This is a genomic window from Gordonia sp. 11cp (assembly GCF_057767225.1).
This window is the reverse complement of sequence record NZ_CM173437.1, coordinates 1995974-2012064: the sequence shown is the minus strand read 5'-3', so window position 1 is coordinate 2012064 and position 16091 is coordinate 1995974. Positions and strand designations below refer to the sequence as shown.

Annotated in this window: 10 protein-coding genes and 1 pseudogene; 9 read left to right on the top strand and 2 right to left on the bottom strand. The window is 68.1% G+C overall.

Features of this window, described 5'->3' with window-relative positions:
• Positions 1-13 precede the first annotated feature (13 nt).
• A pseudogene (locus AC3B6C_RS08860) lies at positions 14-3384 on the top strand (arabinosyltransferase domain-containing protein).
• On the top strand, positions 3377-6826 hold the full coding sequence (locus tag AC3B6C_RS08855; RefSeq protein WP_488375723.1) for an arabinosyltransferase domain-containing protein: 3450 nt from the start codon (positions 3377-3379) through the stop codon (positions 6824-6826). Before AC3B6C_RS08860 ends, AC3B6C_RS08855 begins: the two are co-directional and overlap by 8 nt.
• 46 nt (positions 6827-6872) lie before the next feature.
• On the opposite strand, the gene AC3B6C_RS08850 is transcribed toward AC3B6C_RS08855, so the two are convergent.
• The gene (locus AC3B6C_RS08850; RefSeq protein ID WP_014924978.1) at positions 6873-7616 is read right to left on the bottom strand and encodes an SDR family NAD(P)-dependent oxidoreductase; all 744 of its coding nucleotides are present in this window, start codon (positions 7614-7616) and stop codon (positions 6873-6875) included.
• Between the two features lie 51 nt (positions 7617-7667).
• Positions 7668-8561, bottom strand: a complete 894-nt coding sequence (locus tag AC3B6C_RS08845; RefSeq protein ID WP_488375722.1) for a helix-turn-helix domain-containing protein — start codon at positions 8559-8561, stop codon at positions 7668-7670.
• 222 nt (positions 8562-8783) lie between these two features.
• Here AC3B6C_RS08845 and AC3B6C_RS08840 point away from each other — a divergent pair, with 222 nt between their 5' ends.
• From AC3B6C_RS08840 to AC3B6C_RS08810, 7 genes are read left to right on the top strand one after another with little or no spacing between them, the layout of a single operon-like run.
• The gene (locus AC3B6C_RS08840; RefSeq protein WP_488375721.1) at positions 8784-10343 is read left to right on the top strand and encodes a flavin-containing monooxygenase; all 1560 of its coding nucleotides are present in this window, start codon (positions 8784-8786) and stop codon (positions 10341-10343) included.
• On the top strand, positions 10340-10483 hold the full coding sequence (locus AC3B6C_RS08835) for a hypothetical protein (protein WP_488375720.1): 144 nt from the start codon (positions 10340-10342) through the stop codon (positions 10481-10483). Before AC3B6C_RS08840 ends, AC3B6C_RS08835 begins: the two co-directional genes overlap by 4 nt.
• 50 nt (positions 10484-10533) lie before the next feature.
• On the top strand, positions 10534-12345 hold the full coding sequence (locus AC3B6C_RS08830) for a flavin-containing monooxygenase (protein ID WP_488375719.1): 1812 nt from the start codon (positions 10534-10536) through the stop codon (positions 12343-12345).
• Positions 12346-12350: 5 nt separating this feature from the next.
• Complete coding sequence (locus tag AC3B6C_RS08825) at positions 12351-13334, top strand: cyclase family protein (RefSeq protein WP_488375718.1); 984 nt, start codon at positions 12351-12353, stop codon at positions 13332-13334.
• The gene (locus AC3B6C_RS08820) at positions 13331-14074 is read left to right on the top strand and encodes an SDR family NAD(P)-dependent oxidoreductase (RefSeq protein WP_488375717.1); all 744 of its coding nucleotides are present in this window, start codon (positions 13331-13333) and stop codon (positions 14072-14074) included. Before AC3B6C_RS08825 ends, AC3B6C_RS08820 begins: the two co-directional genes overlap by 4 nt.
• 44 nt (positions 14075-14118) lie before the next feature.
• Positions 14119-14973: an alpha/beta hydrolase fold domain-containing protein gene (locus tag AC3B6C_RS08815; RefSeq protein WP_488375716.1), complete on the top strand. Its 855-nt coding sequence runs from the start codon at positions 14119-14121 to the stop codon at positions 14971-14973.
• Positions 14970-16079, top strand: a complete 1110-nt coding sequence (locus AC3B6C_RS08810) for a zinc-binding dehydrogenase (protein ID WP_488375715.1) — start codon at positions 14970-14972, stop codon at positions 16077-16079. The genes AC3B6C_RS08815 and AC3B6C_RS08810 overlap by 4 nt, the downstream gene beginning before the upstream one ends.
• The last annotated feature ends 12 nt before the right edge of the window (positions 16080-16091 follow it).

Here is a 16091-nt window from a genome sequence, read left to right as displayed (position 1 = left end):
GGTTTGTCACAGCATGGCTGACTACGATGCGCCTGTGCCGAAGTCGCCTGAAGTGTCCGCTGGCAGCGCCGACACCACCGCCGAAACCGCTGCGCAGCGCACGTCCGGCGAACCCCGATCCCGCACCGTCGCCCTCGTGGCCGCGGTCGCCGGTGTCGTCGCCGTCGTCGCCGGGGTCCTGACGCCCTTCCTCCCGGTCAGCACGTCCACGGCGTCGATCACGTGGCCGCAGCAGACGGGCGAGTCGGCGTCGGTCACCGCTCCGCTGGTCGCGCAGACCGCTCGTGACCTCGCGATCTCGATCCCCTGCCGCGTCCTGGCGACGACCCCCGATGACGCGTCCACCGTCGTGTTGTCGACGATGCCCGCGGCCGCGGCCACAGCACGCGACGACGGATTGTTCGTCGTCGCCGGCGCCGACGGCGTCACCGTGTCCAACCGCAACAAGACACTTGCGTCGGCACCGCGAGACGCCCTCGCCGGCTGCGCCGAGCTCCGCATCTTCGCCGACGCCACGACGACCGGCGCGCAGTTCGCCGGCCTCCCCCGGGGCCGGCCACCGCGGGCGGCGGCGATGTCGGCCTCGCCGGGCCGTCGGCGAACCCACAGATCGCCGGCGTTTTCACCGACCTCACCGCCGAACAGGTCCGGTCCGCCCCGGGATTCGACGTCCGCATCGAGATCGACGACCGGTTCGACTCGTCGCCGTCGATCCTGAAGTGGGTGGTGATGGTCGTCGGCGTCGGAGCGGCGGTCGTCGCTCTCGTGGCCGTGGGACGTCTCGACCGCATCCACGGTTACCACCGCCGCGTCGGTCGCCGTCTCCGGTGGCGCGCCGTGCTCCGGCCCGGGCCCACCGACATCGGTGTGACGCTGACGCTCGTGATCTGGCACTTCCTCGGCGCGGGATCACCCGATGACGGCTACATCCTCAACATGGGTCGCAACGCCGCCGACGCCGGATACCTCGCGAACTACTACCGCTTCTACGGCATTCCCGAAGCGCCGTTCGACTGGTATTACAGCTTCCTCGCCTATTGGTCGACCATCTCGACGACCGGCCTGTGGATGCGGTTGCCGTCGCTGTTGGCGGGCTTGGCCGCCTGGTTCATCCTGAGCCGGGTCCTGCTGCCCCGCCTGGGCGGCGCCGTCCGCCGGTCCCAGTGGGCGATGCTCACCGGGGCCGCGGTGTTCCTCGCGTTCTGGCTGCCGATGTGTTCGGGCCTGCGCACCGAGGGCATCATCGTGCTCGGCACCCTCGCGACGTGGTGGGCGGTAGAGGTCACGGTCTCCACCCGGCGGATGCTGCCGGCAGTCATCGCGGCGTTCACCGCCGCGATGACCCTCGCCCTGGCCCCGCACGGTCTCGTCGCGCTCGCACTTCTCATCGCGAGTGCCCGGCCCATGCTCCGCATCCTGGTCCGACGCCGCGCCGAAGACGGTCTCCTGCCCCTGCTGGCCCCCCTCCTGGCCGGGGTCGCAGTGGTCGTCATCCTCGTCTTCCGGGACCAGACCCTCGCGACCGTCTTCGAAGCACTGCGGATTCGCTACTCGGTCGGTCCGACGCTGGCCTGGTACCAGGAACTGCTCCGCTACTACTTCCTCGCGGTGAACACGACCGACGGCGCACTGGCCCGGCGCGTCCCGGTCCTGCTGTTCGCCGTCTCCATGTTCGTGGTTCTGGCGATCATGCTGCGGCGCAAGCGGATCGACGGGATCGATCCGGGCGCGGTGTGGCGGGCGCTGGGTGCCTCCCTGCTCACGATCCTGTTCTTGTCGTTCACCCCGACCAAATGGACCATCCAGTTCGGCGTCCTCGCCGGACTCGGTGCGGCGCTCGCCGCTGTCGCCTGCGTGGCGATCGGTCAGGCGGCACGCCGCACGCTGCGCAACCTGTCCGTCCTGGTCGCCGGGCTCCTGGTGGCCTGCGCGGCGGCCGCGGCGGGAAAGAACGCGTGGCCGTGGCCCGCCGACTTCGGGATCGCCTGGTTCGACAAGGCACCGGTCGTCGCGGGCATCCAGGTCTCGACCGTGCTGCTCGCCCTGGCGGTGCTGGCGCTGTTGTTCGCGATCTGGCAGCACCTCCGGATGGACTTCGTCGACGAGACCGGGCTCGCCCATGATCGCGGGGCGGCACCGGCCGGTTGGCGCATCGGTGTCGCCTCCGCGCCGATCGCGGTGATCGCCGTCCTCATCGTCGTGAGTGAACTCGCGGTGTTCGCCAAGGCCGCGGCCACCCGCGCGGACACCTTCACCATGCTGTCCGCGAACCTGGACTCGGCACGCGGAAACACTTGTGCGATGGCTGATTCCGTCCTCGTCGAACCCGATCCGAATCAGGGCATGCTGGCACCCGCGGGCGGTGGCACGGCGTCGTCGACCCTGCAGGGGCAGTCCGAGGGCTTCCGTCCCGACGGAGTGAAGCCGGATCTGACGCCGCAGGCCGGGGCCCAGAAGCCCGGCGCGATGAACACCTCGGCGGACCTGTCGAAGACCTTCATCGTCTACGGCAGCAATCCGGGCACCACCGGCGGAGTGGGTCCTCGTGGGGTCAACGGCAGTACCGCCGCACTCCCCTTCGGCCTCGACCCGGCGACCACCCCGGTGCTGGGAAGTCACGAAACCACCAGCGGCCAGGCCACTCTGACAACCGGCTGGTACCGGTTGCCCGCGCGCGACTCCTCACCGCTGATCGTCATCACCGCCGCCGGCGCGGTCTTCACACTCGACCGGGACGGCGTCCCGAACTTCGGGCAGTCGCTGGAGGTGCAGTTCGGCAGGCCGAATGTCGCCGATGGGAGGTTCGAGGAGGTCGGTGCTCCCGCGATCCCGATCGACCCCGAGCGGACGAACCGTCCGTGGCGGAACCTGCGTATCCCGATGGACCGCGTACCCGCCGAAGCGTCCGTGATGCGGATCGTCGCCCGGGACAACAACCTCGATCCAGATCAGTGGCTCGCCGTCACACCTCCTCGTGCGCCCGTCCTGCGGACCCTGCAGGACGTCGTCGGCTCCACCGATCCCGTGCTCATCGACTTCGCCGCCGGCGCGGTGTTCCCGTGCCAGCGACCGATGACCGCCCGCCACGGCGTCTTCGACCTCCCGCAGTGGCGGATCCTGCCCGAGTCGTGGATTGCCAACTCACAGTCCAAGACCTGGATGGCCGCCGAGGACGGCGGGTTGCTCGCACCGGTCGAGGCACTGACGCGACCGGCGACCCTCGCCACCTACCTCGACAACGACTGGTATCGCGAGTGGGGCAACCTGCAGCGCCTGACTCCGCTGGCACCGCAGGCACGACCCGCGGACGTGCAGACGGGAACGGCGACGACGTGGGGATGGTCCCGACCGGGGCCGATCAGGGTGGTGCCCGAAGATGACTGACCGCAGCGACCCGCACGCCGGCCCGGCGAACCCCGACACCGGAGAAGAGCGAGCAGACGTGGCGACCACCGAGACTTCCTCCGCCGAGAATCCCTCCGCGACCGCATCCTCCGGGGATGACCACCGGGACGGCTTCGCGGAACGCCACGCCGGCACCGCGCGCGTCGTCGCGATGGCCGCGGGAGTCGTCGGCATCCTCCTCGCGCTGCTCAGCCCGTTCCTTCCGGTCGACTACACCAAGGCCGAACTGACCTGGCCGCAGCAGGGTTCGGTGGGCAACGTGGCGGCCCCGAACGTGTCCTTCGTCCCGGTCTCCATGGACGTCGCGGTACCGTGCGCACTCGGCGCATCGTTGCCCGCGTCGGGTGGTGTGTTGCTGTCGACGGTGCCCGAAGGCGGCGCCGAGGCGGGCAAGGTCGGCCTCTTCGTCCGGGCCACCGCCGACTCGCTCCAGGTGGTGCAGCGAAATGTCGTTCTGCTCAACACCTCTCGGGCAGCCGCGCAGAGCACACCCGACTGTCGCATCGTCGTCGCAGCCGACACGAACGGTACCCGGGGCTCGATCGAAGGCCTGCCGGATGCTGCTTCGGAGACGGGTGCGGTCCGCTCCTTCGACCTGCGGGATCCCAACGCCCGCCCGCAGATCATCGGCGTGTACTCGGGCCTGCCGGCCGATGTCAGCACCGAGGGCCTGTCGTTCCGGTCCACCATCGACACCCGATTCGTCTCCACGCCCACGACGCTGAAGTTCTGGCTGCTGGTGATCGGGATCGCGTCGACGATCCTCTCCCTCGCCGCACTGGCCGTCCTCGACGCCCGGGATGCGCGCGGACATCACAAGCTCTTCCCGGCAGGCTGGTGGCGGGTGCGCCCGGTCGACGGTGTCGTCGCCCTCGTCTTGCTGATCTGGTTGTTCGTCGGCGGCAACACGGCTGACGACGGTTACCAGGTGACCGTCGGCCGGATCGCGAGCGAGGCCGGTTATCTCGACAACTACTACCGCTACTTCGGTGTCCCGCAGGACCCGTTCGGCTGGCATTACCACTACCTGTCGGCGTGGATGGAGGTCAGCACCGCGACACCTTGGCTGCGCCTGCTGCCGTTCCTGTTCGCGATGGCGTCGTGGTGGCTGATCAGCCGCGCCGCGATTCCCCGTCTCGGACGTGCGGTCCGTGAGTCGACCCCGGCGATCTGGGCTGCGGCACTGGTCTTCCTGGCGGTGTGGATGCCGTACAACAACGGTCTGCGCGTGGAGCCGCTGATCGCGCTGGGCACTCTCTTCACCTGGGTGTGCGTCGAGCGCGCGATCGCGACCGGGCGCTTCTTCCCGCTCACGATCGGGATCATCGCGGCGGCGTTCACCCTCACCATCCATCCGACCGGCGTGATCGCATCGGTGGCGCTGATCGCCGGGATTCGGCCGTTGCTCAAGCGTTTCTCGCTGCGCCGCAAGCGGGATGGATTCTGGCCGCTGGCCGTGCCGATCCTCGCCGCCGGTCTCGCGGTGATGTTCGAGATCTTCGCCGACCAGCCGCTCGCGGCGATCCTGGAGGCGGTCTCGGTCAACGGGCAGGTCGGCCCCACCAACAAATGGTGGGAGGAGCCGATGCGCTACTACATGCTGATGAACCCCACCGCCGACGGCGGCATCGCCCGTCGCTTCGGGATTCTGATCGTGTTCACCAGCTTCATCCTGGTCGTGGTGATGCTGCTCAACCGGCGCCGGCTGCCCGGAATCGCAACCGGCCCCACGTGGCGTCTGGTCGCCATGGTCGCCGGTTCGGCGGTACTCATGGCGTTCCTGCCGACGAAATGGACCCACCAGCTGGGCGTCTATGCCGCGATCGGCGGCGCGCTCGCCGCGGTGGCGGCCGCATGCGCGGATCGCACCATCATGCGCCGTCGGCGCAATCGCACACTGTTCGCCGCGGCCTGCGCGTATGTCCTCGCGCTCGCGTTCTCCGGACGCAACCAGTGGTGGTACGTCGGCAGCTACGGAATTCCCTGGCGCGACGCGGTTCCCGATGTCCGTGGGATCCCGCTGTGGACCGGCATCCTGGCGGTCGCGGTGGCCCTCACCGTCCTCGGCCTGTGGCAGCACTTCCGCGACGACTACGTCGACGAGGTGGCCAGGGCCGGACGGCCGCGGTCGGTGTTCACGCGATTGCGCAGCCCGTCGATCATCGTCGTGTCCACCATCATGCTGCTGTTCACCCTCGTCTCGTTCGCCAAGGCGGACTGGACGCAACGCAATTCGTGGTCGTGGCTGAGTTCCAATGTCAGTGCTCTGCAGGGACGACCCTGCGCTCTGGCCGACGCCGTGCTGGTCGAGGACGATCCGAACGCCGGCCTGCTGGCGCCCGCCCGGGTCGCCGGGCAGAACAATCCCTCCCCGGGCGCGGCTCTCGCCGGCACCGGAATGGAGGGTTTCGACCCCGACGGGGTGGCGTCGGACCTGTCCGAGGAGACCGAGGAGGAAGCCGAGGGTTCCTCCTCGGGGACCTCGACCGCCGAGGTCGATCGCACGCAGACCGATCCGACCGACGACGGCAGCAGCGCCGAGGCCGAGACGACGACCGGTTCCAGCGACACCAGCGGCGGGCGGACCGCGCAGGCAGGGGTCAATGGGTCGACGGTGAAGTTGCCGTTCGGTCTGTCGCCGAGTGAGACACCGGTCCTCGGTACGTACAACTCCCCCAATGGCACCGGACGACTCACGTCCGACTGGTATCAGCTGCCGCAGAACAGGTCCGACGAGCGCCCGCTCGTCACCATGTCGGTGGCCGGGCAGGTCGAGTACATCGACGATCTCGCGGTCACCCGGCCCGGACAGCGCGTGCGGTTGCAGTTCGGGCGGGTGGCGCCCGACGGCACGGTGGCGCCCGCCGGACAGATGGTGCCACTCGACATCGGTGGTGCACCCGAATGGCGCAACCTGCGCTTCCCGATGGACCAGGCACCCCGCGGAGCGACCGTGGTCCGTGTCCTCGCCGAGGACACCTCGACCCTGCGCGACCAGTGGCTGGCCGTCACACCCCCGCGCGTGTCGTCGATGGTGACGCTCGATTCGCTGGTGGCCAGCGAGGATCCGGTGCTCATCGACTGGGAGACCGCGCTGGCGTTTCCGTGCCAACGGCCCGCCCAGGTCAAGTACGGGGTCCTGGAGACACCGCAGTGGCGTATCTCGCCGGACCGGGAAGGCGAACGGGTCAACTCGCAGCGTTGGATGGCCGGCGACTCCGGCGGTCCGCTGGGCATCGTCGAGAACGAACTGCGCCCCCGCGTCTACCCGTCGTACCTGCGCAACGACTGGGCGAAGGACTGGGGCATGCTCCAGAGCCTGACCCCGATCCTCCCGCAGACCGACGCCGAGCTCACCATCACCACCGACACCCACAACGGGCTCTGGACACCGGGACCCATGCGGGCGGTGAAGAACTAGTCAGACGAGTGCATCTGGTGGCATCGACGTGCCTGCCGCGCCCACATCACACTGCTTGCAGCGGGTGTTTCACACTGGCCCCGCCGTCGACGACGAGGACCTGGCCGGTGATGTAACTCGCGGCTGGGGACGCCAAGAACGCGGCGACGGAACCGATCTCGCTCGGGTCGCCACGCCGGCCCATCGGAATCCGGTCGACGAGCCCCTCGTCGTCAGTACGGGCCGCGGTGGCGATCGAGCCCGGAGCGATGGCGTTGACCGTGATCCCGCGGGCAGCGTTCTCGAGGGCCAGGGTCTTCACGAGGGCGATGAGACCGGCCTTCGCCGCGCCGTAGGCGCCGTGGTGCGGAGCGGCGGACAACCCACTGACCGAGGCGATGGCGACGATCGACCCGCCCGAAGGCAGGATGCCCAGGACTTCCTGTGCCACAACCCATTGCTGGCGCAGGTTGAGTTGCATGGACCTGTCCCAGTCGTCATCGGTGAACTCGTCCACCAGCGCCCAGGTCGACCCACCCACCACGTTCACGACGATGTCGATCCGCCCGTGGTGAGCGACGACCTCGCGCAGGGCGACTCGGACGGACTCCCGGTCGGTCACGTCGACAGTGGCGGCCGAGGCCTCACATCCGACGTGGTGCAGCGCCTGCGCCGATGCCTCGGCGGCCGCGAGATCGCGATCGAGGCATACGACGTGGTTCCCATCACGAGCGAGCTGTTCGGCGCACGCCCGTCCGATGTCGGGGCCGCATCCGAGCACGACCGCCACTCTGTTCTCGCCGTCGACCATCGGACGACACCTCCATAGCTGATTGGTTGCTCCCCGAGTGGGGAGTCAGGTTCACGTACGAACGCGGGGCGGAGACAAGGTGATCCCGCTGATGCGTGACATCCGGTCGCGCAGGTCGTTGCCGACGTCGAGCACATCGTGCCCGGTGAGTGCCCCGGGGAAGTTGACCACGCACAGGGCGACGTCCACTCGTTCCTGACGATTCATGAGCGGGATGCCTACCCACTCGATCTCACGGGCGTCGGGGTAGTCGAAATCCGTGATGAGATACTGCGTTTCACGTAGCTGTTGCACGAAGTCGCTGACCACGGACTCGTCGTCCCGCGTCGAACCAGGCGCGGTCGGACCCAGCATCAGCCGCTCCGCCCGCGCTTTGGCGTCGGTCCGTGCCGCCGCCGCGACACCCTGCGATCGCAGGAAGTCCAGCGCGCTCATCACCGCATCCACCTCTCGAGGTGACGGGTCGGATGTGCTGTGCGAGAACCAGTCCTGGATCTCACCCATTCGACGCCCGGGCAGGAACAGCACTCCCAGCGGTGGTGCGAACGGCTGGGTCCGCGCACCGATCCGGAACAGTGTGGTCACACGCGAGGGGTCGCCCGACGCCGCGATGGGGACGATCCAGCCACCGAGCTCGGCGGTGAGTACACAGTGTGCGTCGTAGTGGCGCGCGATCTCGGCCATCTCGGATCTCAGGACGTCGACCAGCTCTCCTCGATGCCCGAGAGCAGCCTGCCCCACACCGGTGAGCACCGGCCCCAGATGCAGCAGCTTCTCACTGTCGCGCAGGAGATATCCCGATTCCACAAGCGTTTCCACCAGGGGATGGAGCGTCGATTTGCTGATGTCCAGTTCTCGCGCGAGCTCCGACAGCGAGTAGCTCCGTTCGGACCTCCTGGCGAGAAAGTTCAGCACGTCGACGACCCGGCGCGTCGGATTGGACATTCCCGAGGACCTCCTGATCCCTTGACACTCAACCTGTATCGACAACGTACCGGTCGATCAGGGCGACCGGCTCCGCAGTGCGCGAGGTGATGTGAACCAAACGTCGCCGGGGGTTGACCTGTGACACACATCATGGCAGCATTCGAACTATAAGACAAGCCGTTCGAGTATACGAACACTTCCGAGCCGGCGGCTCACTCAATCGATTCAGCAGGAGGACCCGTGCGCTTTCGACCTCGACCATCACCGCAACCCACCATCGCGATCGTCGGTGGTGGATTCGGCGGCATCGGCGCACTGGCGAAGCTGAAGGAGGCCGGCTTCACCCGGGTGACCCTGTTGGAGCAGGCACCCGGCCCCGGTGGAACCTGGTGGCACAACCGGTATCCCGGGGCCGAGGTCGATACGCCCTCGGTGTTGTACTCGTACTCGTGGATGCCGTGGAAGTGGTCGCGGACCCACGTGCGTCAGGCCGAATTGCAGGAGTACCTCGAGGCTGTGCTGAGCAAGTACGACCTGCGCGGTCACATCCGATTCGGGGTGAAGGTGGAGCGGGTCGTCTGGAACGAGGCGCGCCAGGAGTACACCATCTGGTCCGACGGGAAGCCGATCACGACTGCTCAACACGTCATCAGCGCGGTCGGGTTGCTCGGTGATCCCAAATTCCCCGATTGGGAGGGGCTGGCGGACTTCCGCGGCCCGGTGTTCCATTCGGCGCAGTGGGACAACTCGATCGATCTGACCGGTCGCACGGTCGGCGTCGTGGGTTCCGGCTCCACGGCCGCCCAGCTGGTCCCGGCACTCTCCGACATCGCCGGCGACGTCGTCGTCTTCCAGCGCGAGCCGGGGTGGGTGGTCCCCAAGAACTCCCGCGAGTACACCGCCGCCGAACGGAAAGCGCTCGAATCCCGCTTCGCACAACGCTTTCTACGCACCAAGTTCCTGCTGCTGCGCGAACGTGACCAGGTCGGTGGAGCGCTCTGGCGAGAGGGCACCGCGGTCAACACGGCAGCGCGGGCGGGCGCACTCGCCCACATCCACCGCGTACTCGACGGCCGGCCCGACCTGATCGAGGCGGTGACACCCACGCACCCGTTCGCCGGCAAGCGGCCGGTCATCTCCGACGACTTCTATCCCGCGCTGCGCAAGCCCAACGTCAGCCTGATCCCCCGCGGAGTCAAAGGGGTCGACGCCGATGGGGTCATCGACGCGAACGGCGAGCATCACGCCCTTGACGCACTCGTCCTCGCCACCGGCTTCAAGGCCGACTTCCTGACGACCTACGACGTGGTCACCCAGGGCGGTAAGACGTTGCACGCCAGATGGAACGGCGACGAAACCGCGTTCCTCGGAGTGATGGCCGCCGAGGTCCCCAACTTCTTCATCCTCTACGGGCCGAACACCAACGGCGGCACGATCGTGTCGAACCTCGAGCTCCAGATCGACTACACGGTTGCCGCCATCGCCTCCGCCGCGCGTCGTCGGGCATCGACTGTCGAGATCCGGCCCTGGGCACTCGCCCTGTACGACCGGCTTCTGCAGCAGAGACTGCGAGGCACCACGTTCGAGTTCGAGAACAACTACTACCGCAGCGCGTCCGGGCGCATCAGCACGCAGTGGCCGGAAGGCGTGATCAGCTACGCGATTCTGACCAAGCTCCTGCGCTGGCCGCTGTGGCGCTACGGCTTTCATCTCAGTTCATCGACGACCGGCACCGTCGCAGCTCATTCCGGCTCCGATTTCGACCACACAGGCCGCGAACGCGAGGAGACACACTCATGAGAACAACGCTCGTCCTGGTCGCCGCAGCAGTGCTGGCGCGACCCGTCAGCCAGGCGACCTATGACGCCGTCCGAGCCGTCCGGGCGACGCTCACGCTGCACCGAATGGACCTCAAAGCCAACCCCACCTCCGGCCTCTGACCATGTCCGCCACTCAATCCACCACCCCACCCGAGAAGTGAGTCACTCCCATGACCATTGAACAGACCATCGACCAGTCAACAACGGCGACCCTCGCCGACACCGACGCGGCGCGCGACGCCGGCGCCGTGTTCGCAGAATGGCTGGCGACCTTCACCACCGCTGTCGTCGGCCGCGACACCGCAACGCTGCGAACGATTCTCACCCCGCATGTGTGGTGGCGGGACATGGTCGCCCTCGACTGGCAGCTGTCCAGTCACAACGGACCGTCCGACGTGTCCGCGTTCGTCGAGTCGAGTCCGGAGGTCATCACCTCGGTGCAGCCGGACGACGGGATCGCCCCGGCGCTCACCACGCCGGCACCGGGGTCGACGTGGATCGAGGGTTTCTTCGGTTTCACGACGAACACGGTGAGGGGTCGTGGTCACGCACGCCTCGTCGAGCAGCCCGACGGCCAGTGGCGGGCCTGGACCGTCCTCACCGAGGGCGCCGAGTTGCTCGATCGACCTCTCGCCGTGCGCCATCGGCGACCACGGCCCAGCGGCCACGCGACCGAGACCCCCTGGCATCACAGCCGGGCACAGTCGACCGCACACGACCGTGAGGATCCCGAGGTCCTCGTCATCGGCGGTGCGCAGAACGGGCTCGGGCTCGCGTCCACACTGAGCCTGATGGGTGTCGACACCCTGGTCGTCGAGAAGACGCCTCGGGTCGGTGACGTCTGGCGTGACCGATATGAGTCTCTGGTACTCCATGCTCCGGTGTACAGCGATCACCTGCCGCACTTTCCCTTCCCGGACAGCTGGCCGGTGTACACACCGGCGCGAAAGTTCGCCAACTGGCTGGAGAACTACGCAGAGTCGCTGGAGCTGAACGTCTGGACCGGCACCGAGGTCCTCTCCGCCGACTTCGACGCGGCCGCCCAGAGCTGGACCGTGGTGACGCGATCCGACGCGGGTGAACGCACGCTGCGGCCGAAGCACCTGGTGGTCGCCACCGGAACCTCCTCCGTGCCGTGGGTTCCCGAGGTACCCGGCCGAGAGGAGTTCAAGGGCACGGTCATCCACTCCAGCGAGCACAGGACGGGCCAGGGCTGGGAGGGGCGCAACGTCGTGGTGATCGGCGCGGGCACGAGTGCGCACGACGTCGTCGAGGACTTCCACTACGGCGGGGCCCACGTGACGATGGTGCAGCGAGGGCCGACCTACGTTTTGAGCCGGGACTACGGGAACAAGATCCTGTTCGAGTCGGCCTACAGCGAGGATTCGCCTCCGCTGGACTATGCGGATCTGCAATCGGATTCGATTCCGTGGCCGCTCCTGCTCGAGATGGCGGTAGCCCAGACCGAGGCGATCGCCGAAGGGGACCGTGAGTTGCTCGACGGGCTCGAGGCCGCCGGATTCGCGGTGTGCATGGGTGATCCGCGTATGGGCGAGCGCGCCGGCCTGATGTCCTTCGGGTGTCGCCCCGGCGGACCGGGCGGTTACTACGTCAACGTCGGCGCGTCCGAGCTGATCATCGAAGGCAAGGTCGCCGTCCGGTCAGGGGTCGGCCTCGACCACTTCACCGCCGACGAGGTGGTGCTGACCGACGGGACACGACTCGCAGCCGACCTCGTGGTACTCGCCACCGGCTTCCTCGACATGCGGGAGAGCTCGCGGAAGTACCTGGGCAACGAGGTCGTGGACAGTACCGACGCGTTCTACGGCATCGACTCCACACGCAACGAGCGCGGGCTCATCTTCCAGCCGTCCGGGTATCCGCACCTCTGGTACGCGGGCGGCGGGGTCATCGAGGTCCGCCGCTACGGTCGATTCCTCGCCCTCCAGATCGCGGCACACCTCAACGGATTGGTCGGGTGACGGACATGTCGATGGACGAATTCCACGAGATGGCCGCCCAGGTACGCAATTGGGGGGTCTGGGGCCCCGACGACGAGATCGGCACGCTCAACTACATCACTCCCGATGTCGTCCGCGAGAGTGCGAACCTCGTCCGGAAGGGAGCCGTGTTCCAGCTGGGCATGGACTTCGCGCCGACGGGCCCCCAGGGTGACAACCTGTTCCGTCGCAACCCCTTACACGTGATGACCATCACCGGCGGTGATCGTCACGCGATGGCCGAGACCTTCCCGTCGTGGGAGACCAACGGTCTGGCACAGGAATTCAGCGCTTTCATGTCGTCGGACATCCTGCGGTTCACCGACGACATGATCATCATGCACACCCAGTCCGCGACCCAGTGGGACGCGCTCTCCCACGCGTACTACGACGACCAGCTCTACAACGGTTTCTCGGCGGACACGGTCACCAGCGTCGGGGCGTACCGCTGCGGCATCGACAAGGTGGCGGCGCGAGGGGTCACCTCACGGGGCGTACTCCTCGACATCGTCCGGCTCCGCGGGGAGGACACGTTCCTCCCGCACGGGACACCGATCACCGCAGACGAACTCAGCCGGGCCGCGGAGGCGCAGGGTGTCGAGGTCAGAGAAGGCGATGTCGTGCTCATCCACACCGGGTGGGTCTCGAAGTTCGTGGGCACCGGCGACCGGTCCCCCTGCGCGGGACTCGACTGGCGCACCGCGTCATGGTTCCGGGAACGTCACGTCGCCGCGGTTGCGGCCGACAACAGTGCCATCGAGGACGCCGCCTCCGGGATTCCCGGCAACATGCTGCCGATGCACCTTCTCTGTCTGCGGGAGATGGGCTTGTCTTTCGGTGAGTTCTGGGACCTCACGGCGCTCGCCGCCGATTGTGCCGCCGATGGGCGCTACGAGTTCCAGGTCGTCGCACCGCCTCTGAAGATCTCCGGCGGCGTCGGTTCGCCGATCAATCCGGTCGCCATCAAATGAGCGGCGCGAGAGGGAAGTCCGCGATCGTCACCGGTGCCGGATCCGGGATCGGTCTCGCGGTCAGCCGACTGCTCGCCGAGCAAGGGTGGCGGGTGGCGCTGGTCGACGTCAACGAGATCCCACCGGAGTCCATGCCCCCGTCCCGCGAGGGAGGCGAGCACCTGTCGATCCGGGCGAACGTGGCGGATGAATCCGACGTCGACGAGGCGGTCACACGGGCCGTCGACGAGTTCGGCGGCCTCGACGCGCTCATCAACAGCGCCGCGGTCACTTCCGCGGACGATGTCGGCATTCTCGATTCATCGGTGGAGACGTTCGACCGGGTGATCGCGGTGAACCTCCGCGGCACGTTCCTGATGTGCCGCCGGGCGATGCCGAGCCTGGTCGACACCGCCGGCGCGGTCGTCAACGTCTCGTCGGCCGCAGCGGTGATGGGCCTGTCGAGTACGGCCTACCCGGTCAGCAAGGGAGGGGTGAACGCACTCACCCGCGCCATCGCCCACCAGGTTGCCGAATCCGGTGTCCGGTGCACCTCGGTGATGCCCGGGATGGTCGACACCCCCATGCTCGCGGTCGCCGCGGGCAAGGAGGGCTCCTCGGTACGAACGACTCCCGGAGTCTTCGACAGACGCGCCCACCCCGACGAGATCGCCCACCTCATCGCATTCCTGGTATCCGACAATGCGCGGTTCATCACCGGCGGCGCCATCGCCGCCGACGGCGGACTCACCAAGTACTGACCGACACACGATCCCTCGGACAGGCGCCGAGGAAAGGCCGAAACATGACATCCCCCGCAGGAACTGCCCTCGACCGCCGCCGTGGCGAGATCGAGGCGGCAATGGGTTCCCAGCCGCCCCACCCCGATGCGACGGTGACCTCGGTGGCCGAACCCGGTTTCGCCGGCCTCCGGATCGATCCCGCGCAGTTCGCCGACGGCCCGACCCTCATCCACCTGCACGGCGGAGGCTTCCGGCTGGGGTCCGCGGCCGCGTGGGCGCCGTTCCTCAGTCATGTTGCGGTACAGACCCGATCGCGTGTGCTCGCGGTCGACTACCCCCTCGCCCCGGAGCATCCGTACCCGGCGGCCGCCCAGGCGTGTCATGCCGCCGCGGAATGGGTCGCGGCGACCTCGGGGAGCTTCGTGCTGTCCGGCGATTCCGCGGGTGCGGGGCTCGCCGCGGCGACAGCGCTGTCGCTGCGTGCCGAGGTCCGGCCCCTGCACCGAGCGACGATGCTCCTGTCACCCTGGGTCGACCTACGAGTGGTCAACGACAGCTTCACCGAATGCGGGCCCACCGACTCCCTGTTCTCCGCTCGGGACGCACGGGAGGCCGCCGCCGGTTACAGCGCCGGGCACGATGTCGCGAATCCGTCGCTGTCGCCGGCGCTGGGCGACTGGACGGGGCAACCACCGGTTCTCATCGAGACGAGCAGCACCGAGGTACTCCGGGACGACGCACGGCATCTCGCGGCTCGACTACTGGCATCGGGCGTCACCGTCTGGTTCCGAGAGGTCCTCGACCAACCGCACGATTGGCACATCACCGGGCCACAGTCGCCGGCCGTACGTTCGTCGTTGGATCTGATGCGCGACTTCGTCGGCATGACGTCGGCGCGGGATCGGGTGCAGGCATGAGGCGGGGACGATCGATCGTGTTCCGCGGCCAGCAGGCCGGACTCGACTGCGTCGAACGCGACGTTCCACCCCCCGGTTCCGCCGAGCTCGTGGTGCAGGTGACACACGCCGGGGTCTGTGGCTCCGACGGACACCATCTCACCGGCGAGGTCGCCGCGACCGGTACCGACCGCGGATACACCGCCATCAGTGCCTACCACTTCGGTCACGAGGGAATCGGGACGATCGTGGAACTCGGGAGCGGCGTGTCGGCGGACCGCGCCGGTGCACCATTGTCTGTGGGCGACAGGGTCTTCTGGTCACCCCCGACCCCGTGCGGGGTCTGCGAGAGCTGCACCGCGGACTGGCCGACGGCCCTGTGCGCGAACCTCGACTGGCCCCAGGGAGTCGGCAGACCGTCGTCGGCCTCGTATCAGGACTTCGCGACGATCTCCACGCGCGCAGCGTATTTCCGCATCCCCGATTCGGCGGCGTCGGACGCGGTGATCGCGTTCGGTTGCGCGATGCCCACAGCTCTCGGCGGGCTCCGACGACTGGGCGGCGTGTCTGCCGGCGCAACCGTGGTGATCCAGGGCAACGGGCCGGTCGGTCTGGCGGCGACGATGCTCTTCGGGCTCGGCCCGGCCTCGCGGATCGTCGTGATCGGCGAGCCCGGCCAGCGGATGACCGCAGCCGAGAACCTGGGTGCGACGCATACGGTTTCGCTGCCCGACACCGACGAGACGCAACGGCTGCAGTACATCCGCGACCTGACGGCCGGCCGCGGGGCCGATGTCGTCGTGGAAGCAGCCGGGCACATCAGTGCATTCGACGAAGCCGTGCCGATGCTCGGCCTGCGAGGGCGCCTCCTGGTCCTGGGCCTGTTCTCCGGTGGCTCCACGGTCCCGTTCAATCCGGTGCCGGTGAACAACCGGGAGATATCGATCATCGGTTCGCTCGGCTGCCCGATCGACGATTACGGCCGGTCCGTGGAGCTGGCTGATCGTCACGGCGCCGCGCTCGGCCTGCACAACCTGGTCACCCATCGGTTCCCGCTCGAACAGGTGACGGAGGCCATCACCGCGGCGACCTCCGGGGTGGCCGTCAAAGCCGTGGTGAATCCCTGACCGACCGCCACG

What these genes read in the sequence shown, in the direction of transcription:
- AC3B6C_RS08845 (WP_488375722.1), bottom strand. Translation starts at nt 8,561, where the DNA reads ATGTCCAATCCGACGCGCCGGGTCGTCGACGTGCTGAACTTTCTCGCC.
- AC3B6C_RS08855 (WP_488375723.1), top strand. Translation starts at nt 3,377, where the DNA reads ATGACTGACCGCAGCGACCCGCACGCCGGCCCGGCGAACCCCGACACC.
- AC3B6C_RS08810 (WP_488375715.1), top strand. Translation starts at nt 14,970, where the DNA reads ATGAGGCGGGGACGATCGATCGTGTTCCGCGGCCAGCAGGCCGGACTC.
- AC3B6C_RS08815 (WP_488375716.1), top strand. Translation starts at nt 14,119, where the DNA reads ATGACATCCCCCGCAGGAACTGCCCTCGACCGCCGCCGTGGCGAGATC.
- AC3B6C_RS08830 (WP_488375719.1), top strand. Translation starts at nt 10,534, where the DNA reads ATGACCATTGAACAGACCATCGACCAGTCAACAACGGCGACCCTCGCC.
- AC3B6C_RS08850 (WP_014924978.1), bottom strand. Translation starts at nt 7,616, where the DNA reads ATGGTCGACGGCGAGAACAGAGTGGCGGTCGTGCTCGGATGCGGCCCC.
- AC3B6C_RS08825 (WP_488375718.1), top strand. Translation starts at nt 12,351, where the DNA reads ATGTCGATGGACGAATTCCACGAGATGGCCGCCCAGGTACGCAATTGG.
- AC3B6C_RS08835 (WP_488375720.1), top strand. Translation starts at nt 10,340, where the DNA reads ATGAGAACAACGCTCGTCCTGGTCGCCGCAGCAGTGCTGGCGCGACCC.
- AC3B6C_RS08820 (WP_488375717.1), top strand. Translation starts at nt 13,331, where the DNA reads ATGAGCGGCGCGAGAGGGAAGTCCGCGATCGTCACCGGTGCCGGATCC.